11 protein-coding genes and 1 tRNA gene are annotated in these 15,223 nt (G+C 61.5%); 7 read left to right on the top strand and 5 right to left on the bottom strand.

The window, feature by feature from the left end; genetic code table 11:
* Window positions 1–113: 113 nt before the first annotated feature.
* From PCQ86_RS06750 to PCQ86_RS06730, 5 genes are all read left to right on the top strand, one after another.
* A complete protein-coding gene (locus PCQ86_RS06750; RefSeq protein ID WP_084217409.1) occupies window positions 114–2,006 on the top strand; it encodes a copper resistance system multicopper oxidase in 1,893 nt (630 codons plus the stop codon).
* A 25-nt stretch (window positions 2,007–2,031) separates the two neighbouring features.
* Window positions 2,032–3,012, top strand: a complete 981-nt coding sequence (locus PCQ86_RS06745) for a copper resistance protein B (protein ID WP_011804654.1) — start codon at window positions 2,032–2,034, stop codon at window positions 3,010–3,012.
* A 54-nt stretch (window positions 3,013–3,066) separates the two neighbouring features.
* A complete protein-coding gene (locus PCQ86_RS06740) occupies window positions 3,067–3,258 on the top strand; it encodes a copper-binding protein (protein ID WP_049756457.1) in 192 nt (63 codons plus the stop codon).
* Window positions 3,255–6,374 (top strand): efflux RND transporter permease subunit, encoded by a 3,120-nt coding sequence (locus tag PCQ86_RS06735; RefSeq protein ID WP_270175141.1) that lies wholly within the window; start codon window positions 3,255–3,257, stop codon window positions 6,372–6,374. The genes PCQ86_RS06740 and PCQ86_RS06735 overlap by 4 nt, the downstream gene beginning before the upstream one ends.
* Window positions 6,375–6,582: 208 nt before the next feature.
* The gene (locus tag PCQ86_RS06730; RefSeq protein ID WP_270175140.1) at window positions 6,583–7,473 is read left to right on the top strand and encodes a LysR family transcriptional regulator; all 891 of its coding nucleotides are present in this window, start codon (window positions 6,583–6,585) and stop codon (window positions 7,471–7,473) included.
* A gap of 31 nt (window positions 7,474–7,504) precedes the next feature.
* Here PCQ86_RS06730 and PCQ86_RS06725 read toward each other — a convergent pair whose 3' ends face one another.
* Entirely contained in the window at window positions 7,505–7,798 is a 294-nt protein-coding gene (locus PCQ86_RS06725; protein WP_035624306.1) for a helix-turn-helix domain-containing protein, read from the bottom strand.
* A gap of 119 nt (window positions 7,799–7,917) precedes the next feature.
* Between PCQ86_RS06725 and PCQ86_RS06720 the strand changes: the two genes are divergently transcribed.
* Complete coding sequence (locus PCQ86_RS06720; RefSeq protein WP_035624309.1) at window positions 7,918–8,553, top strand: LysR substrate-binding domain-containing protein; 636 nt, start codon at window positions 7,918–7,920, stop codon at window positions 8,551–8,553.
* Between the two features lie 24 nt (window positions 8,554–8,577).
* On the opposite strand, the gene PCQ86_RS06715 is transcribed toward PCQ86_RS06720, so the two are convergent.
* Complete coding sequence (locus PCQ86_RS06715; protein ID WP_009516242.1) at window positions 8,578–9,567, bottom strand: GlxA family transcriptional regulator; 990 nt, start codon at window positions 9,565–9,567, stop codon at window positions 8,578–8,580.
* A 404-nt stretch (window positions 9,568–9,971) separates the two neighbouring features.
* Here PCQ86_RS06715 and PCQ86_RS06705 point away from each other — a divergent pair, with 404 nt between their 5' ends.
* Window positions 9,972–10,307, top strand: a complete 336-nt coding sequence (locus PCQ86_RS06705; RefSeq protein WP_231403488.1) for an isochorismatase family protein — start codon at window positions 9,972–9,974, stop codon at window positions 10,305–10,307.
* A gap of 63 nt (window positions 10,308–10,370) precedes the next feature.
* Here PCQ86_RS06705 and PCQ86_RS06700 read toward each other — a convergent pair whose 3' ends face one another.
* From PCQ86_RS06700 to lon, 3 genes are all read right to left on the bottom strand, one after another.
* Window positions 10,371–12,314, bottom strand: coding sequence for a tyrosine-type recombinase/integrase (locus tag PCQ86_RS06700; RefSeq protein ID WP_009516244.1), 1,944 nt, complete (start codon window positions 12,312–12,314; stop codon window positions 10,371–10,373).
* Between the two features lie 227 nt (window positions 12,315–12,541).
* Window positions 12,542–12,617, bottom strand: a tRNA-Gly gene (locus PCQ86_RS06695).
* 97 nt (window positions 12,618–12,714) lie between these two features.
* The gene (lon, locus tag PCQ86_RS06690; protein WP_270175139.1) at window positions 12,715–15,135 is read right to left on the bottom strand and encodes an endopeptidase La; all 2,421 of its coding nucleotides are present in this window, start codon (window positions 15,133–15,135) and stop codon (window positions 12,715–12,717) included.
* Window positions 15,136–15,223: the final 88 nt, after the last annotated feature.

Genomic DNA, 15,223 nt, shown 5'->3' with positions numbered 1-15,223 from the left:
TTCGATGGAAAGTGCCCAACCCATAGCATGACCTGCATTGCGTCGAACTGTGCCGCTCAGGATGGGGTGGCGTTTAGAACGACTTCCGAGTCATCTATGGAGGATTTCAGGCCATGCCGCCTCGTTCACCCTTTTTTATCGTGCCCACACAGGGCCTTTCTCGTCGGCGTTTCGTCCAAGGGTTAGCCGCCGGCGGCGTTCTCGCTGGGCTGTCCACGCCGGCGTTCAAGGCATTTGCCCAGCAAGGCTCCGCGACGCGCGGTGCCGCCCCTGTGCTGAAGGGCACCGAGTTCGACTTGGTGATCGCCGAATCGCCCGTGAACTTCACGGGCAAGCCAGGCGTGGCTACGACCATCAACGGCTCGCTGCCGGCACCGACATTGCGTTGGCGCGAGGGTGACACCGTCACAATCCGTGTAACCAACAAGCTGCGTGAAGCCACATCCATTCACTGGCACGGGATCATCCTGCCGTATCAGATGGATGGCGTGCCGGGCATCAGCTTCAATGGCATCGCTCCCGGCGAGACCTTCACGTACCGCTTCAAGGTTCAGCAGAGCGGCTCCTACTGGTACCACTCGCACTCCGGCTTTCAGGAACTCACGGGCATGTACGGGGCGATCATCATCGACCCCGCTGGCGCCGAGACCATCCACGCCGACCGTGACCACGTGCTGCTGTTCTCGGATTGGACCGACGAAGACCCGATGCGGGTGTTCACCAAGCTCAAGTCCCAAAGCGACTATTACAACTACAACCAACCTACCGTCTTCGACTTCTTCCGGGACGCCTCGCGCGAAGGCACGGCCGCTGCGATCGACAAGCGCAAGATGTGGAACGAGATGCGGATGAATCCGACGGATCTCGCAGATCTGTCTGCCGCCACGCTGACCTATCTGGCCAACGGCGTCACCCCCGCCGGCAATTGGACGGCGCTGTTCCGACCGGGTGAGCGCGTGCGGCTGCGCATGGTCAACGGTGCGGGCAACACCTTCTACGACGTACGCATTCCAGGACTGAAACTCACGGTGGTGCACGTCGATGGTGTTGACGTGGAGCCGGTGACCGTCGATGAGTTCCGATTCGGTCCTGGCGAAACCGTCGACGTGATCGTCCAGCCACGGGATGACGCTTACACGATCTTCGCCCAGGCGATGGACCGGACAGGCTACGCGCGTGCCACGCTGGCCGTGCGTGAAGGTCTTCAAGCTCCCGTGCCTGCCCTCGATCCGGTCGAATGGCTGACCATGAACGACATGATGGGCGGCATGATGGGGGGCATGGACCATGGCGGGTCCGGCCAGGCCATGGAGATGACCGGGATGACGGGCATGACCGGGATGACCGGGATGGGCTCGGGTTCGATGTCCGGGATGGATCATGGGGCGATGGCAGGCATGAATCACGGCGCCATGAACCACGGTGGCATGGCGATGGATCACAGCCAACACGCCGCGGCGGCGGGGGGACTGGCCGTGCCCAGCACTACTGCTCGCCACGCTCGCACCGAGTATGGTGCCAGCACGGACATGCGCGTTGACATGGCGCGCACCAACCTCGATGACCCCGGCATCGGACTGCGCAACAACGGTCGGCGCGTGTTGACCCTCGCGGATCTGCATACCCCGTCGGGGCCGCTGGACAAGAGAGGCCCCGGCCGGGAGGTCGAACTGCACCTCACGGGCAACATGGAACGCTACGCATGGTCCCTGGACGGGCTGGAGTTCGGAAAGTCCACGCCGGTGCACTTCAAACACGGCGAGCGGCTGCGGGTCATTCTGCACAACGACACCATGATGACCCATCCCATGCACCTGCACGGCATGTGGAGCGAGCTGGAAAGCCCCGACGGTCGCTTCCTTGCGCGCCGCCACACCCTGCCGGTGCAGCCGGCACAACGCATCAGCTTCCTGGTGACAGCCGACGCGCTCGGCCGCTGGGCGTGGCACTGCCACCTGATGTTCCACATGGATGCCGGCATGTTCCGCGAAGTCGTGGTGTCTTGAACCCAGCGCACAAGGAAGACCAAGAATGTCCAAAGCACTCCCCACTCGCGCACTGGCCACGACGCTTCTGGCCCTGGTAAGCGTCGCCGCCCAGGCACAAGCACAGAACGACCATGCAGCGCACGGCCAGGCCGACGCTCAAACGGCCGCGCCATCCACTCAGACCGTGGCTCCTGCCGCCGACCCGCACGCGGGTCACGCGACGTCGGCGAGCGGCTCGACCGCGGCCCCGGCCATGGATCACGGCAACATGCAGATGCAGGGCGGGTCGGCGCCTCCTGACGCCCGCGATCCGCATGGCTACTCCAATGGCCTGACATTGGGATCGGGCGACTACGCCGTACCCGGTGTGCCGCGGCTGATGCTGGCCGACGAACACAGGTTCTTTTCGTTGCGCGGCGAAACTCTGGAACGCCGCTTCACGCGCAAAGGAGACGACTCCACGGCCTACGACCTCCAGGCGTGGTATGGGACGACCTACAACAAGGCCGTCGTGAAGGCCGAAGGCGATATCGCCAAAGGAAAGCTCGAAGAATCGCGTACCGAGCTTCTCTGGGGGCACGCCGTCGCACCGTACTGGGACACCCAGCTCGGCGTTCGGGTGGATAACGGGGAAGGCCCGAGCCGTCAATGGTTGGCTTTCGGCATCCAGGGCCTCGCCCCCTACTGGTTCGAGCTGGAGGCGACGGGCTACCTGGGAAGTGGTGGACGTACGGCGCTGCGTGTCGAAGGCAGCTACGAGCTGCTGCTGACCCAGCGACTGATTCTGGAGCCTCGCGCCGAGTTGCAGTTTTATGGCAAGGACGACCCGGAACGCGGTATCGGCAAGGGCCTGGCCGAAGCGTCTGCTGGCTTGCGCCTGCGCTATGAATTCAGTCGCCAGTTCGCCCCCTATATCGGCGTGGAACGGGCGGGCAGCTTCGGACGCACCGCGGACTATGTGCGTGCCGAAGGCGGCCGTGCGCAGCAGACGCGCTGGGTGGCTGGCGTGCGATTCTGGTTCTAGAACCTAGCGGGTTTGAGGCGGGTCAGTTTTGCGTGGAAATTAACAATCGAGGAGATGTCGCCCACCGAGCTGACGCTGGCGCACGAGGCCGTGCCGGCCCTCCAATGGCCGGCCATGACCATGGGCTTCAAGCTGAGCAGCCCGCAGCTCGCCGCGGGTCTTTCGGTTCGGCAGCAGGTGCGATTCACCTTCTCCAAGCAAGGTGAGGACTACGTGATCACGGCCATCGAAAAGGTGCAGCCATGATCGCCAAGCTGATTCGATGGTCGGTGGCCAATCGCTTCCTGGTGCTGCTGGCCACCGCCATGCTCACGGCATGGGGCGTGTGGGGCGTTCGCAGCACGCCCGTGGATGCGCTGCCGGACTTGTCAGACGTGCAGGTCATCATTCGCACCAACTACCCAGGACAGGCGCCGCAGATCGTCGAGAACCAGGTCACCTACCCGTTGGCCACCACCATGCTGTCGGTGCCAGGGGCCAAGACCGTGCGCGGCTTCTCGTTCTTTGGCGACTCGTTCGTCTATGTCTTGTTCGAGGACGGAACCGACCTGTACTGGGCCCGCTCACGGGTACTGGAATACCTGAACCAGGTCCAGGGCCGATTGCCCGCCACGGCGAAGCCGGCCCTGGGTCCGGACGCCACAGGCGTCGGCTGGATCTTCCAGTACGCGCTCGTGGATCGCACGGGCAAGAACGATCTGGCGCAACTGCGTGCGTTGCAGGACTGGTTCCTGAAGTTCGAACTCAAGAGCCTGCCCAACGTGGCCGAGGTGGCATCGGTGGGGGGCATGGTCAAGCAGTACCAGGTCGTGCTCGACCCGATCAAGTTGGCGTCCTATGGCCTCAGTCAGGCTCAAGTCCGCGATGCCCTGATGGCGGCCAACCAGGAGACCGGCGGCTCCGTCCTGGAATTGTCAGGCGCGGAGTACATGGTCCGCGCGAGCGGATACCTCAAGACCCTGGACGAGTTCCGGGAGATCCCCTTGACGGCACGCGGCGGTGTGCCGGTGCGGCTGGGGGATGTGGCGATGCTCCAGATAGGCCCGGAGATGCGGCGTGGCATTGCGGAACTCGACGGAGAAGGCGAGGTCGCCGGCGGCGTGGTGGTGCTGCGCTCCGGCAAGAATGCCCAGGAGACGATCGCTGCCGTCAAGGCCAAGCTGGCGGAGCTGCAGGGCAGCCTGCCGCCGGGCGTCGAGATCGTCACCACCTACGACCGCAGCGCGCTGATCGAGCGGGCCATTCGCAATCTCACGACCAAGCTGGGCGAAGAGTTTCTGGTGGTGGCGCTGGTCTGCGCACTGTTCCTTTGGCATCTTCGTTCTGCGCTGGTGGCCATCATCTCGCTACCTCTGGGCGTGATGACGGCGTTCCTGGTCATGCGCTACCAGGGCATCAACGCCAACATCATGTCGCTGGGGGGGATTGCCATCGCCGTGGGGGCGATGGTGGATGCAGCGGTGGTGATGATCGAGAACGCCCACAAGAAGCTGGAGGCTTGGCAGCACGCGCACCCGAATCAACGACTGCAGGGCAAGGAACGGTGGGACGTGATCACACAGGCCGCGGAGGAAGTCGGTCCTGCGCTCTTCTTCTCGCTGCTCATCATCACGCTCTCGTTCATCCCGGTCTTCACCCTAGAAGCGCAGGAAGGCCGGCTGTTCGGCCCGCTGGCATTCACCAAGACCTACGCGATGGCTGCGGCCGCAGGGCTGTCGGTGACGCTGATTCCCGTACTCATGGGCTACTGGATTCGCGGGCGTATCCCAGATGAGCAGAAGAACCCCATTACCCGCATCCTGATTGCAGCCTACCGGCCAGCACTGGAGTGGGTACTGCGCCGGCCCAAGGCGACGCTGCTGATCGCCGTGCTGGCCTTGGCGACCACGGCCTGGCCCTTGGCGCGGCTCGGCGGTGAGTTTCTGCCGAGGTTGGACGAAGGGGACCTGCTCTACATGCCCTCGGCCCTGCCGGGACTCTCGGCGCAGCGCGCCACGGAGTTGCTGCAGCTGAGCAACCGCATGATCAAGACCGTACCTGAAGTGGACAAGGTGTTCGGCAAGGCAGGACGGGCCGAAACTGCGACCGATCCGGCGCCCCTGGAGATGTTCGAGACCACGGTGAAGCTCAAGCCCAGGGAACAATGGCGTCCAGGCATGACGCCCGAGAAGCTCGTGGAAGAGCTGGATCGTGCCGTGAAGATCCCGGGCCTGTCCAATATATGGATTCCCCCTATCCGCAATCGCATCGATATGCTGGCTACCGGCATCAAGAGCCCGATCGGGGTGAAGGTGACTGGCAACGACCTGGGCGTGATCGATCGCATCGCTGCAGAGGTCGAGCAGGTCGCCAAGGGCATTCCCGGCGTGACGTCATCACTCGCGGAGCGCTTGACGGGCGGGCGCTACGTGGATGTTCAGATCGATCGCGTAGCCGCCGGTCGCTACGGCCTGAACATCGCCGATATCCAGGCGGTCATCGCCGGCGCGGTGGGTGGCGAAAACGTCTCGGAGACGGTCGAGGGGCTTGCCCGCTTTCCGATCAATCTGCGCTACGCGCGAGAATGGCGTGATTCACCACAACGGCTGGCAGAACTCCCCATCTTCACGCCGATGGGTCAGCAGATTACGTTGGGGACCGTGGCACGCATCGCGATCACCGATGGGCCGCCCATGCTCAAGAGCGAGAACGCACGGCCCTCCGGTTGGGTCTATGTCGATGTGCGCGGCCGTGATCTAGCCTCGGTGGCCAATGAACTGCGCGATGCCATCGGGCAGCAGGTCAAGCTGGAGCCGGGTGTGAGCATCACCTACTCCGGGCAGTTCGAATACATGGAGCGGGCCAATGCACGCCTGAAGGTTGTGGTGCCTGCCACCCTGTTGATCATCTTCGTTCTGTTGTACCTGACCTTCGCGCGTGTGGACGAAGCGGGCTTGATCATGGCGACTTTGCCCTTCGCGCTCACGGGGGGCATCTGGTTCCTGTACCTGCTGAATTACAACCTGTCCATCGCCACCGGCGTGGGATTCATCGCGCTGGCAGGTGTGGCGGCGGAGTTCGGCGTGGTGATGCTCATCTATCTGAAGCAGGCCTTGGCGGAACGTTGCCCCGATGGACGCGAACCGACGCGAGAAGAACTGCTCGATGCGATCCGGGAAGGGGCGGTGCTGCGCGTGCGCCCAAAAGCGATGACCGTTGCGGTCATCCTGGCGGGCCTGGTACCCATTGTTTGGAGCAGCGGCACGGGCTCTGAAGTCATGAGCCGCATAGCAGCCCCGATGCTCGGCGGGATGGTGACCGCACCGTTGCTGTCGCTGTTCGTGATTCCGGCTGCCTACCTGCTGATGCGTAAGCCACGCTAACGTTGCAACGCGGCAGGGCCTCACGACGAGGCCCTGCTGGACGCGAGGGATCAAGCCGCCCGCGCAGAAGCCGGGAGCATTTCTCTCTGGCAAGGACTTCCTATTGCATTGATCTTTACAAGAAAATAATCATCTGCTCATCACTCTGTCAGGGGTGACCTGAACAATGGTTAAGCAATTCATGCATTCAATCTTGGGGCACTGATCCATGGAATTGCGACACCTTCGTTGTTTTGTAGCCCTAGCAGAAGAGTTGCATTTCACCCGAGCGGCGGAGCGCCTGCATATCGAGCAACCCCCGCTGTCCCGAGCCATCAAGGAACTTGAGGATGAGTTAGGAGTGGTGCTCTTCGATCGAAATCGACGTGGAACTCTGCTGACCTCCGCGGGCGTCGCCTTTCTGCAGGACGTTCGCAGATTGTTTACCGTATTGGAACAAGCACGGGAGAACGTCAAAGCGGTAGCAGCGGGCTCACAAGGGAGCCTGCGCATCGCCGTATCCGAAGGCGCGATTGATCCTCGGCTGTCGGCGTTCCTGGCCCATTGTCGCGAGGAAGAGCCGGAGATCGAGATTCGCCTGTCCGAAGTGCCCTTGGCCGAGCAAGTGCGAGGACTCCGATCAGGCGACTTCACCATCGGATTTGCGCACGCTGCCGATGTGGGCGAAGGCATCGTGGCCGAAACAATCTGGCAGGATCCATTGGTGGTCGCGATGCCTCCTAGGCACCCGCTGTTGTCGCACAAGAAGATTCCCCTGCACGAACTCGCCTGCCATCCTCTGGTGCTGTGCAACCCACAGGTATGCGAAGGCTACTGCCGTGAACTGGCCCGGCTCTTGCGGCCGCTGGAACGTGAACCCAACGTCGCTGAGCAGGTGTCTTCGCTCGACATGATGCTCACCTTGGTTGGCGCAGGCTATGGTGTCGGCTTCACAACCGCGGCCAGGATCGCAGTCAGCCAGCGTCCTGATGTCGTAGTCCGTCCCCTGGCCGTTGATTCGGCGGTGATCACCACCTATCTGCTTCGGCCCGATAGCGACGACTTGCCGGAGGCGCTGGAGCGATTTATCGTGCGCCTGCGCGAACACTCGGGTGACTGAGGGAAGGTGCTGCCCTTCGGAACGCTCGATCTCAGGCCTCGGTTGGATTGCGAAGATTGCTTTCCGTTGCCGCGATCAATTCGGCCGCACTGATCTTGAGCGCCATGGAAATTTTAAGTATGAGGGGGAGCGTGGGTACATGCTCGCCACGCTCGATCTTGCCCATGTGCGAGCGCGAAATGCCTGCCAGGGCTGCGAACTCGTCTTGAGCGATTGCTTGAGCGACACGCGCTGCGCGTACGGCCTGCCCAAACGCCATTGCTGGAGCGGACTCATACGTAGATGTGCCAGCGGGACGACCTGGCTGAATAGTGGGCTTCTGCATCAGCAGAAGCGTCGAATAATCCGCAAAAATTAACCACGTTAAAGTTATAGACGTTAAACTTCACTCTATTAATTCATGTTGGCTGAACCTGATCTGCTTTTTCGCTTTTATAGGCTCACATGCCCACCGTCATCAGCCAACCTCCCCATCTCAGGCTTGCGATAGCGCCAGGCGTAACGTCATCGAGGCTTTCGGACCTGCTTGCGCTCCAACGCGCCGAAGAGCCAGAGGTCACCATAGCGCTCCTTGAGGTCAGAGGTGACGAGATTCTTGCGGGACTGAAGGATGGCCATTACGACGCAGCGATGTCGCTTCAAGGAGCGACCGATTCGGCTCTCCATACACAACCCTTGTGGATCGAGCACATGGCAGTTGCTATGCCGTTGCGATCCTCTTTGATGGATCACGCCAAGCTCGCGATCGCCGATTTGCTGGATCACCCTGTCTTCCGCTGGCAGGCAGAGAGTTGCCCTTTGCTGGATCAGCGGTTGTCTTCACTTCCTGCGGTGAGGCAGCAGAGCACGCAGTACGTGGCTTCCTTCGAGATGCTGGCGCTCAAGGTCGCCGCAGGCTATGGCGTGGGAATCTCTACGCAATCGCGCATCGAGCGCGCTCACGGATGGGGACTCAGTATGCGATCGCTCGCCGACGGCCCCTACGAGGTCGTGACGTACCTCCAGCGGCCCTACGTACAAGCCACTCCGGCGACCGAGCGGTTCGAGCGCAGAGCGCTGCAGGTTGCAGTTACGATCTGATAGTGACAGGCGAGGCGGGCGCGATCAGCACACTGTCCTGAACCGGCTGCGGTACTCGGCCGGCGTGGTGCCCAGGGTCCTGCGGAATGCGCGGTTGAGCGCGTCAGTGGTATTGAAGCCGCAGGTTGTGGCAATCCGTTCAAGCGGTTCGTCGGTGGTTTCCAACCGATTGCGCGCCATCTCCACGCGCACCGATTCAATGTAAGCGGCCGGCGTCATGTTCAATTCCGTCTTGAAGATGCGGGTCAGTTGCCGATCGCTTACATGTGCCTGTTCGGCCAGTTCCGCGATGCTCATGGGCTTACCGATGCAGCGCATGATGTAGTGGCGCAGCGCATCCATGCGCCGGGTCTTGGACGCCGGTTCCAGCGAGGCACTGAATTGGCTTTGCCCACTCGGGCGCTTTAGGAACATCACCAGTTGGCGCGCCACGCGCAGCGCCAACCGCTCGCCGAAGTCATCGGCGACCAAAGCCAACGCCAGGTCCAGACAGGCGGTCAGGCCGGCGCCGGTCCAGACATCACGGTCGCGGATGAAGATCGGGTCGGCATCCACCTTGACCTCCGGGTGCTCGTCAGCGAGTTGTTGCGCGGTGGACCAATGTGTGGTGACACGACGGCCTTCGAGCAGGCCTGCCGCAGCCAGGACATGCGCGCCCACGCACACGGACGCGAGGCGTCGGGTATGGCCTGCAAGCGCCCTCACAGATACCACCACCGAAGGCGCTACGACGGCGCGCACGCGTCGCTGCGCATCGACCTCGACCGCGCCCGGCACCACGAGGGTGTCGATCCTACGGGGGGCGAGGTCGGCGAATGTCGTATCGGGCAGTACACGCACACCGGCCGAAGTCATGACGGGCGCAAGCGTCGCAGCCGCCAACACCACCTCGTAGCCCGTCGGCTCGTCCATCTCGCGCTGAAGAAGTGAGAACACCTCGGCCGGACCGGTCACGTCCAGCAGATAGACGTGCTCGAACAGCACCATGACGATGAGGCGCTTGATGTTTGCCATGCTGCAAGCTCCGTGGGTGCCCGCGCACCGCAATGTCTGAATCTACATGTTAGATGACATTGCCGACATTCCGCTGCGCTTCTAGCATGACGAGGCGGTCATTTCTGATGGCCGGATCCTCCATTTCCCATTCAAGGAAGTACAACCATGAACTCCTCGACCACGCTGCGCCAGCTCAACGGACTGGACCCCACACCGGCCACGTTAGACGGTGCCACCTTGATCCTCGTGGACTACCAGAACACCTACACGCGCGGCGTCATGGAACTGGCCGGCTGGCAGCCGGCGCTGGCTTCGGCATCTGAACTGTTGACCCGGGCGCGCGCCGCCGGCACCAACAGCATCCATGTCGTTCACGATGGTGGAGAGGGCTCGCCCTACGACCTCGCCGCCAAGATCGGCAGATTCATCCCGCCGTCGCGCCGCTGTCCAACGAGCCCGTGGTCGTCAAGACGGCGCCCAATGCATTCGTCGGCACCGATTTGGGCGAGCGCGTTGAGGCGGCCGGTAACAAACAGGTCATCGTCATGGGATTAATGACTCACATGTGCGTGACGTTCACCGCCGAGGGTGCGTTTCTACGCGGCAACCAGCCCACCATGGTGGCCGATGCATGCGCGACGCGGCCCATCCGAAGGGGCGTGGTGAATGTGTCGGCCGAGGTGCTGCATGAGGGCGCGTTGGCGACGATTGCCGATCTGTACGCCGTCGTGGTGCGCTCGGGCACATCGTTGCAATAAGGCGAAATGCAGTGGTCAGCGACAGGAATGGTGCCGCTGGCCACGGTACCGTCGAACCTCGGATTACGCCGTCTCAAGCATCGCAGCGCTGTCCACCAGCCGACGAACGCTCTGCTGGACGTCCTCGGGGATGAGCCTCGGCGGCAAGCCAGCCTCAGACGCACCTGTCTGCTGGTGGGTGGCCGCGATGACCCGGACGACCATGCCCAGATTGCTTGGCGTCACGATGTCGATGGCGGCACGATCACCCAGGTCCGGATGTGGCCGGGTGAGCATGCGATACAGATCCCACGAGTCCGCCCGCGGACATTGATTCATGAGCACCTGAGCCAGCTTGTGCTTGAGCGGCACCAGTTGCCAGTCGGGAACCCGCTGCCCCCGATTGCCCAGGCTGATGGACAGTAGCTTGCCGGCTTTCAGCTCCCGGTTGATCTGGTCCTTGGACTTTCCGGCCAGCTTGCCGAACAGCGGCACCGGCAGATTGTTCGGCGACTCGTACATGGCCAGCATTTCCTCGCGCTCCCGCTGGATTGCGGAGACTTCCGGCTCCGGAGCATGCGTCGGCGGTGGCGGCACCTGCGACAGCCGCTGGAACGTGATCTCGCCACTGTTCGGGGTCACGACGATGGGCGTGGCCACCATCGGCGGGACGCCAGGGGAAGCGGGCTCGGCCACCATGGGGACCGCGTCCACCACGTCCTCAGTTTCCGCCATCGCCGGCACCCCGTCGATACGCATCGTCAGATGCGCGCTGGCCGCTTCCACTTGGCCCTGTTCGAGCAGATCGAGACGATCCGCCCAGTCCTGCATCATCCGGCGGCGCGGCTCAACATACTTGGCGTGGTTGTAGGCCGAACTCACCTTGTTCGGGTCCGAGTGCGAAAGCTGCGCGTCCACCCAAATCTTGGGATAGCCGATCTCGTTGAGCGCCGTCGAGATGGTTCCGCGGATGCCGTGACCGGTCAGTTGATCCTTGTAGCCCATTCGTTTCAAGGCCGCGTTGAGGGTGTTCTCGCTGATGCGCTTCTTGAGTTCGCTGCGGTGCGTGAGCAGATGGACCTGAGCCGGCCTCATCACACCCAACAGGTAGCGCACGATCTCGATGGCCTGCACGGACAACGGCACGATGTAGGGCGGAACGTCCTGCGGGCGCTTGCCGGCCTTGCGCATCTCGTCCTGGAGTTGCTTGACGATCTGCGGCGGGATGATCCACAGGCCACGGTCGAGATCGAACTGGTCCGGGGTCGCCAGCCGCAGCTCGCCGGTACGCACGCCGGTCAGGAACAGCAGCCGGATGCCGAGTTGGGTCTGCCAACCACGAGGGTTGTAGAGCCTGAGCTTGTGCAGGAACTCGGGAAGCTCCGGAAGATGCAGGTAGGGGTTGTGGTTCACCGGGGGCTTGGGCTCGGCCACCACGTCCAGGTCGGAGGCCGGATTGGCTTCCAGCCCCTCCACGATGACGAGGGCATAGCGGAACAACTGCCCCAGCCAGGTGCGGACCTTCTCGGCAGTGGTGAACGCCTTGCGCTCCTCGATCCTCGCCAGGACGCCCAGGAGTTGGGGCCGGCGAATGTCGTAGATCGACATCTGCTTGAGGCTAGGCAGCACGTCCTTGTTGAAGATCCGCAGGATCTGCGACAGCGTGCTGTTCCTGCCCTCCTTGATTTCCTTGCGGCGATGCTCGACCCACGCATCGAAGACGGCCTTGAAGGTGTAGTCGGCCGCAAGCTTGACCGCGTGTCGCTTCTGTTTCCGATCGGTATGGGGGTTGACGCCCTTTGCCAGAAGCGCCCGGGCTTCGTCGCGCAAGGTGCGCGCTTCGCGCAAACCGATCTCGGGGTAGTTCCCCAGGGAGATGCGCTTTTGCTTGCCGAGCCAGTAATAGCGCAAATGCCACGACTTGCCGCCGGTGCGGGCGACCACCAGGCCGAGGCCATCGGTGTCGGGGATGCTGTAGGTTTTCTCGGCGGCCTTGGCTTGCCGCACGGTCAGATCAGAGAGTGTCATCATCAAGCTCCTAAGTCTTGGACTTAGGCCCGATGCTGCTTGTCATCCCGATCCAACCCCAGCAACAACCCGGAACCGGCACGACCCGCATTCTTTGGCCTTGTTTTTGGCCTCAAAAATGGTGGCTGTCAGTGGACTTCCGTGGCTTTCGCTGGAATGAAAAAAGGAGCCGAAGCTCCTCTTTTCAATGACTTACAGACGTCAGTGGAAGTCTGTAGATCATAAATTGGAGCGGGAAATCGGTCTCGAACCGACGACCTCAACCTTGGCAAGGTTGCGCTCTACCAACTGAGCTATTCCCGCATTTATCTAAGCCTCACACTGTAGCATGTTTAGCGTCGACAAGTGAAATTATAGAGTACTTTTCGCGGGCTCCAAGAATAGTGCAAAGTTTTTTCCATCAATGTTTCACGGAGCCCCGTGACACATCGGCGGGGGCAGGCACCGTCACGGTTTGGGCACCGTCCTCCTCTGCCAATGCAACAGGCTTGCGCTCGAGTGCTATCTCCAGCACCTTGTCGATCCACTTCACAGCAATGATCTCCAGCCCCATCTTGACGTTGTCTGGAATTTCCTGGAGGTCTTTTACGTTTTCTTCAGGAATCAACACCGTCTTGATCCCTCCACGCAATGCCGCCAAAAGTTTCTCCTTGAGCCCACCAATTGCTGTGACCTCTCCGCGCAATGTGATCTCCCCCGTCATCGCAACATCTGCGCGGACCGGTATTCCGGTCAGCGCAGAAACGATCGCCGTCGTCATCGCAATGCCGGCGCTAGGACCATCTTTAGGGGTCGCACCATCGGGCACGTGGATATGGAGATCTCGCTTCTCGAACGCCTCATCGCGAATACCAAGTAAGCGCGCACGGCTACGTACTACTGTGCGGGCCGCTTCGACCGACTCCTTCATGACATCGCCCAGCGATCCTGTGCGAAGGATGTTGCCTTTGCCGGGCATGGTCGCGACCTCGATCGTGAGCAGATCCCCGCCGACTTCGGTCCATGCCAGGCCAACCACTTGTCCCACTTGGTTCTGCTGTTCCGCGCGACCGTAGGTGTACTTGCGCACTCCCAAGTATTCAGGCAAGTTGTCCGCCGACACCTCCACGGGGGCCGTCAGCTTCTTGAGCTGGATTGCCTTGACCACTTTTCGGCAGATTTTGGAGAGTTCGCGCTCTAGGGAACGGACGCCCGCTTCACGCGTGTAGTAGCGCACAATGTCCCGTACGGCGGATTCCGTGACCTGCAACTCGGCGTCTTTCACGCCATTGTTTTGCATCTGCTTGGGGAGCAAATACTTGATGGCAATGTTGGTTTTTTCGTCCTCGGTATATCCGGAAAGACGTATCACCTCCATGCGATCAAGTAGCGCCGGCGGGATGTTCATCGAGTTGGAAGTCGCGACAAACATGACATCGGAAAGGTCGAAGTCGACCTCCACATAGTGGTCGCCGAACTTGTGGTTCTGCTCAGGATCGAGGACTTCCAATAACGCGCTCGAGGGGTCACCTCGAAAGTCCATGCCTAGTTTGTCAATTTCATCGAGCAGGAACAACGGATTGCGCGCCCCCACCTTGCCCAGGCTCTGCAACACCTTGCCTGGCATCGCCCCAATGTAGGTACGACGGTGACCCCGGATCTCTGCTTCGTCACGCATCCCCCCCAGCGCCATACGCACGTACTTGCGCCCCGTTGCCTTTGCAATGGACTGACCGAGCGAAGTCTTGCCCACACCCGGTGGGCCGACCAGGCACAGGATGGGCGCCTTCACCTTGTCCACCCGCTGCTGCACGGCGAGATATTCCAGGATTCGGTCTTTCACCTTTTCCAGGCCATAGTGGTCCTCGTTTAACACAGCCTCTGCATGGGCAAGATCGTGCTTGACCTTGGACTTCTTGCTCCAGGGCAGTCCCGTGAGCACATCAATGTAGTTGCGAACCACAGTGGCTTCGGCAGACATAGGAGACATGAGCTTGAGCTTTTTCAGCTCACCTTCCGCCTTCTTGCGCGCTTCGACCGGCATGCGCGCGGCCTTGATCTTTTTCTCGATCTCCTCAAGATCCGCGCCTTCTTCGCCTTCGCCCAGTTCCTTCTGGATCGCCTTGACCTGTTCGTTGAGATAGAAGTCCCGCTGGTTTTTCTCCATCTGGCGCTTCACGCGACCGCGAATGCGCTTATCCACATTGAGGATATCCACTTCGCGGTCCAACTGCTCGAACAGATTCTCCAGACGCTGCTTGACGCCTGCCAAGTCGAGAACAACCTGCTTGTTCTCCAGCTTGAGCGGCAAGTGCGCGGCAATGGTGTCAGCCAGCCGCCCCGGATCATCGATAGCCGAAATGGAAGTCAGAATCTCAGGGGGAATCTTCTTGTTCAGTTTGACGTACTGATCAAACTGCTGCATTACCGCCCGGCGCAGCGCTTCAATTTCACTCGAAGCGGCGTCCTCGGCGGACGCCTGCATGGGCTCAACCGTCGCCGTGACGTGAACGTCCGATTCATGCACCATGCGAACGTGGGCGCGCTGCTGCCCCTCCACCAGCACCTTCACCGTGCCATCGGGAAGCTTCAGCATCTGAAGGATGGTGGATATGCACCCGACTTCGAACATATCCGAAACCTGCGGTTCATCCTTGGCGGCTGCTTTTTGCGCAACCAGCATGATTCGTCGATCGGCATCCATGGCGGCTTCCAGCGCCTTGATGCTCTTGGGACGCCCCACAAACAGGGGAATCACCATGTGAGGAAAGACCACCACATCGCGCAAAGGCAACAGTGGTAGATCCAGGGGCGTATCGGGCAGGGGTGTGTGTCCGGACATGGGGCAATCCTCTAGTAGTTCCATGGAATATGGTCCATGGACCACATTTTTCAACCCGGCAGCATCTGCACCCAGGTGTTAGCAACAT

The sequence above is a fragment of the Diaphorobacter sp. ED-3 genome, assembly GCF_027625375.1.
GTDB lineage: Bacteria > Pseudomonadota > Gammaproteobacteria > Burkholderiales > Burkholderiaceae_C > Diaphorobacter > Diaphorobacter nitroreducens.
Note: the sequence above shows the minus strand (reverse complement) of the source record. Positions and strands in the feature narration are given on the sequence as shown.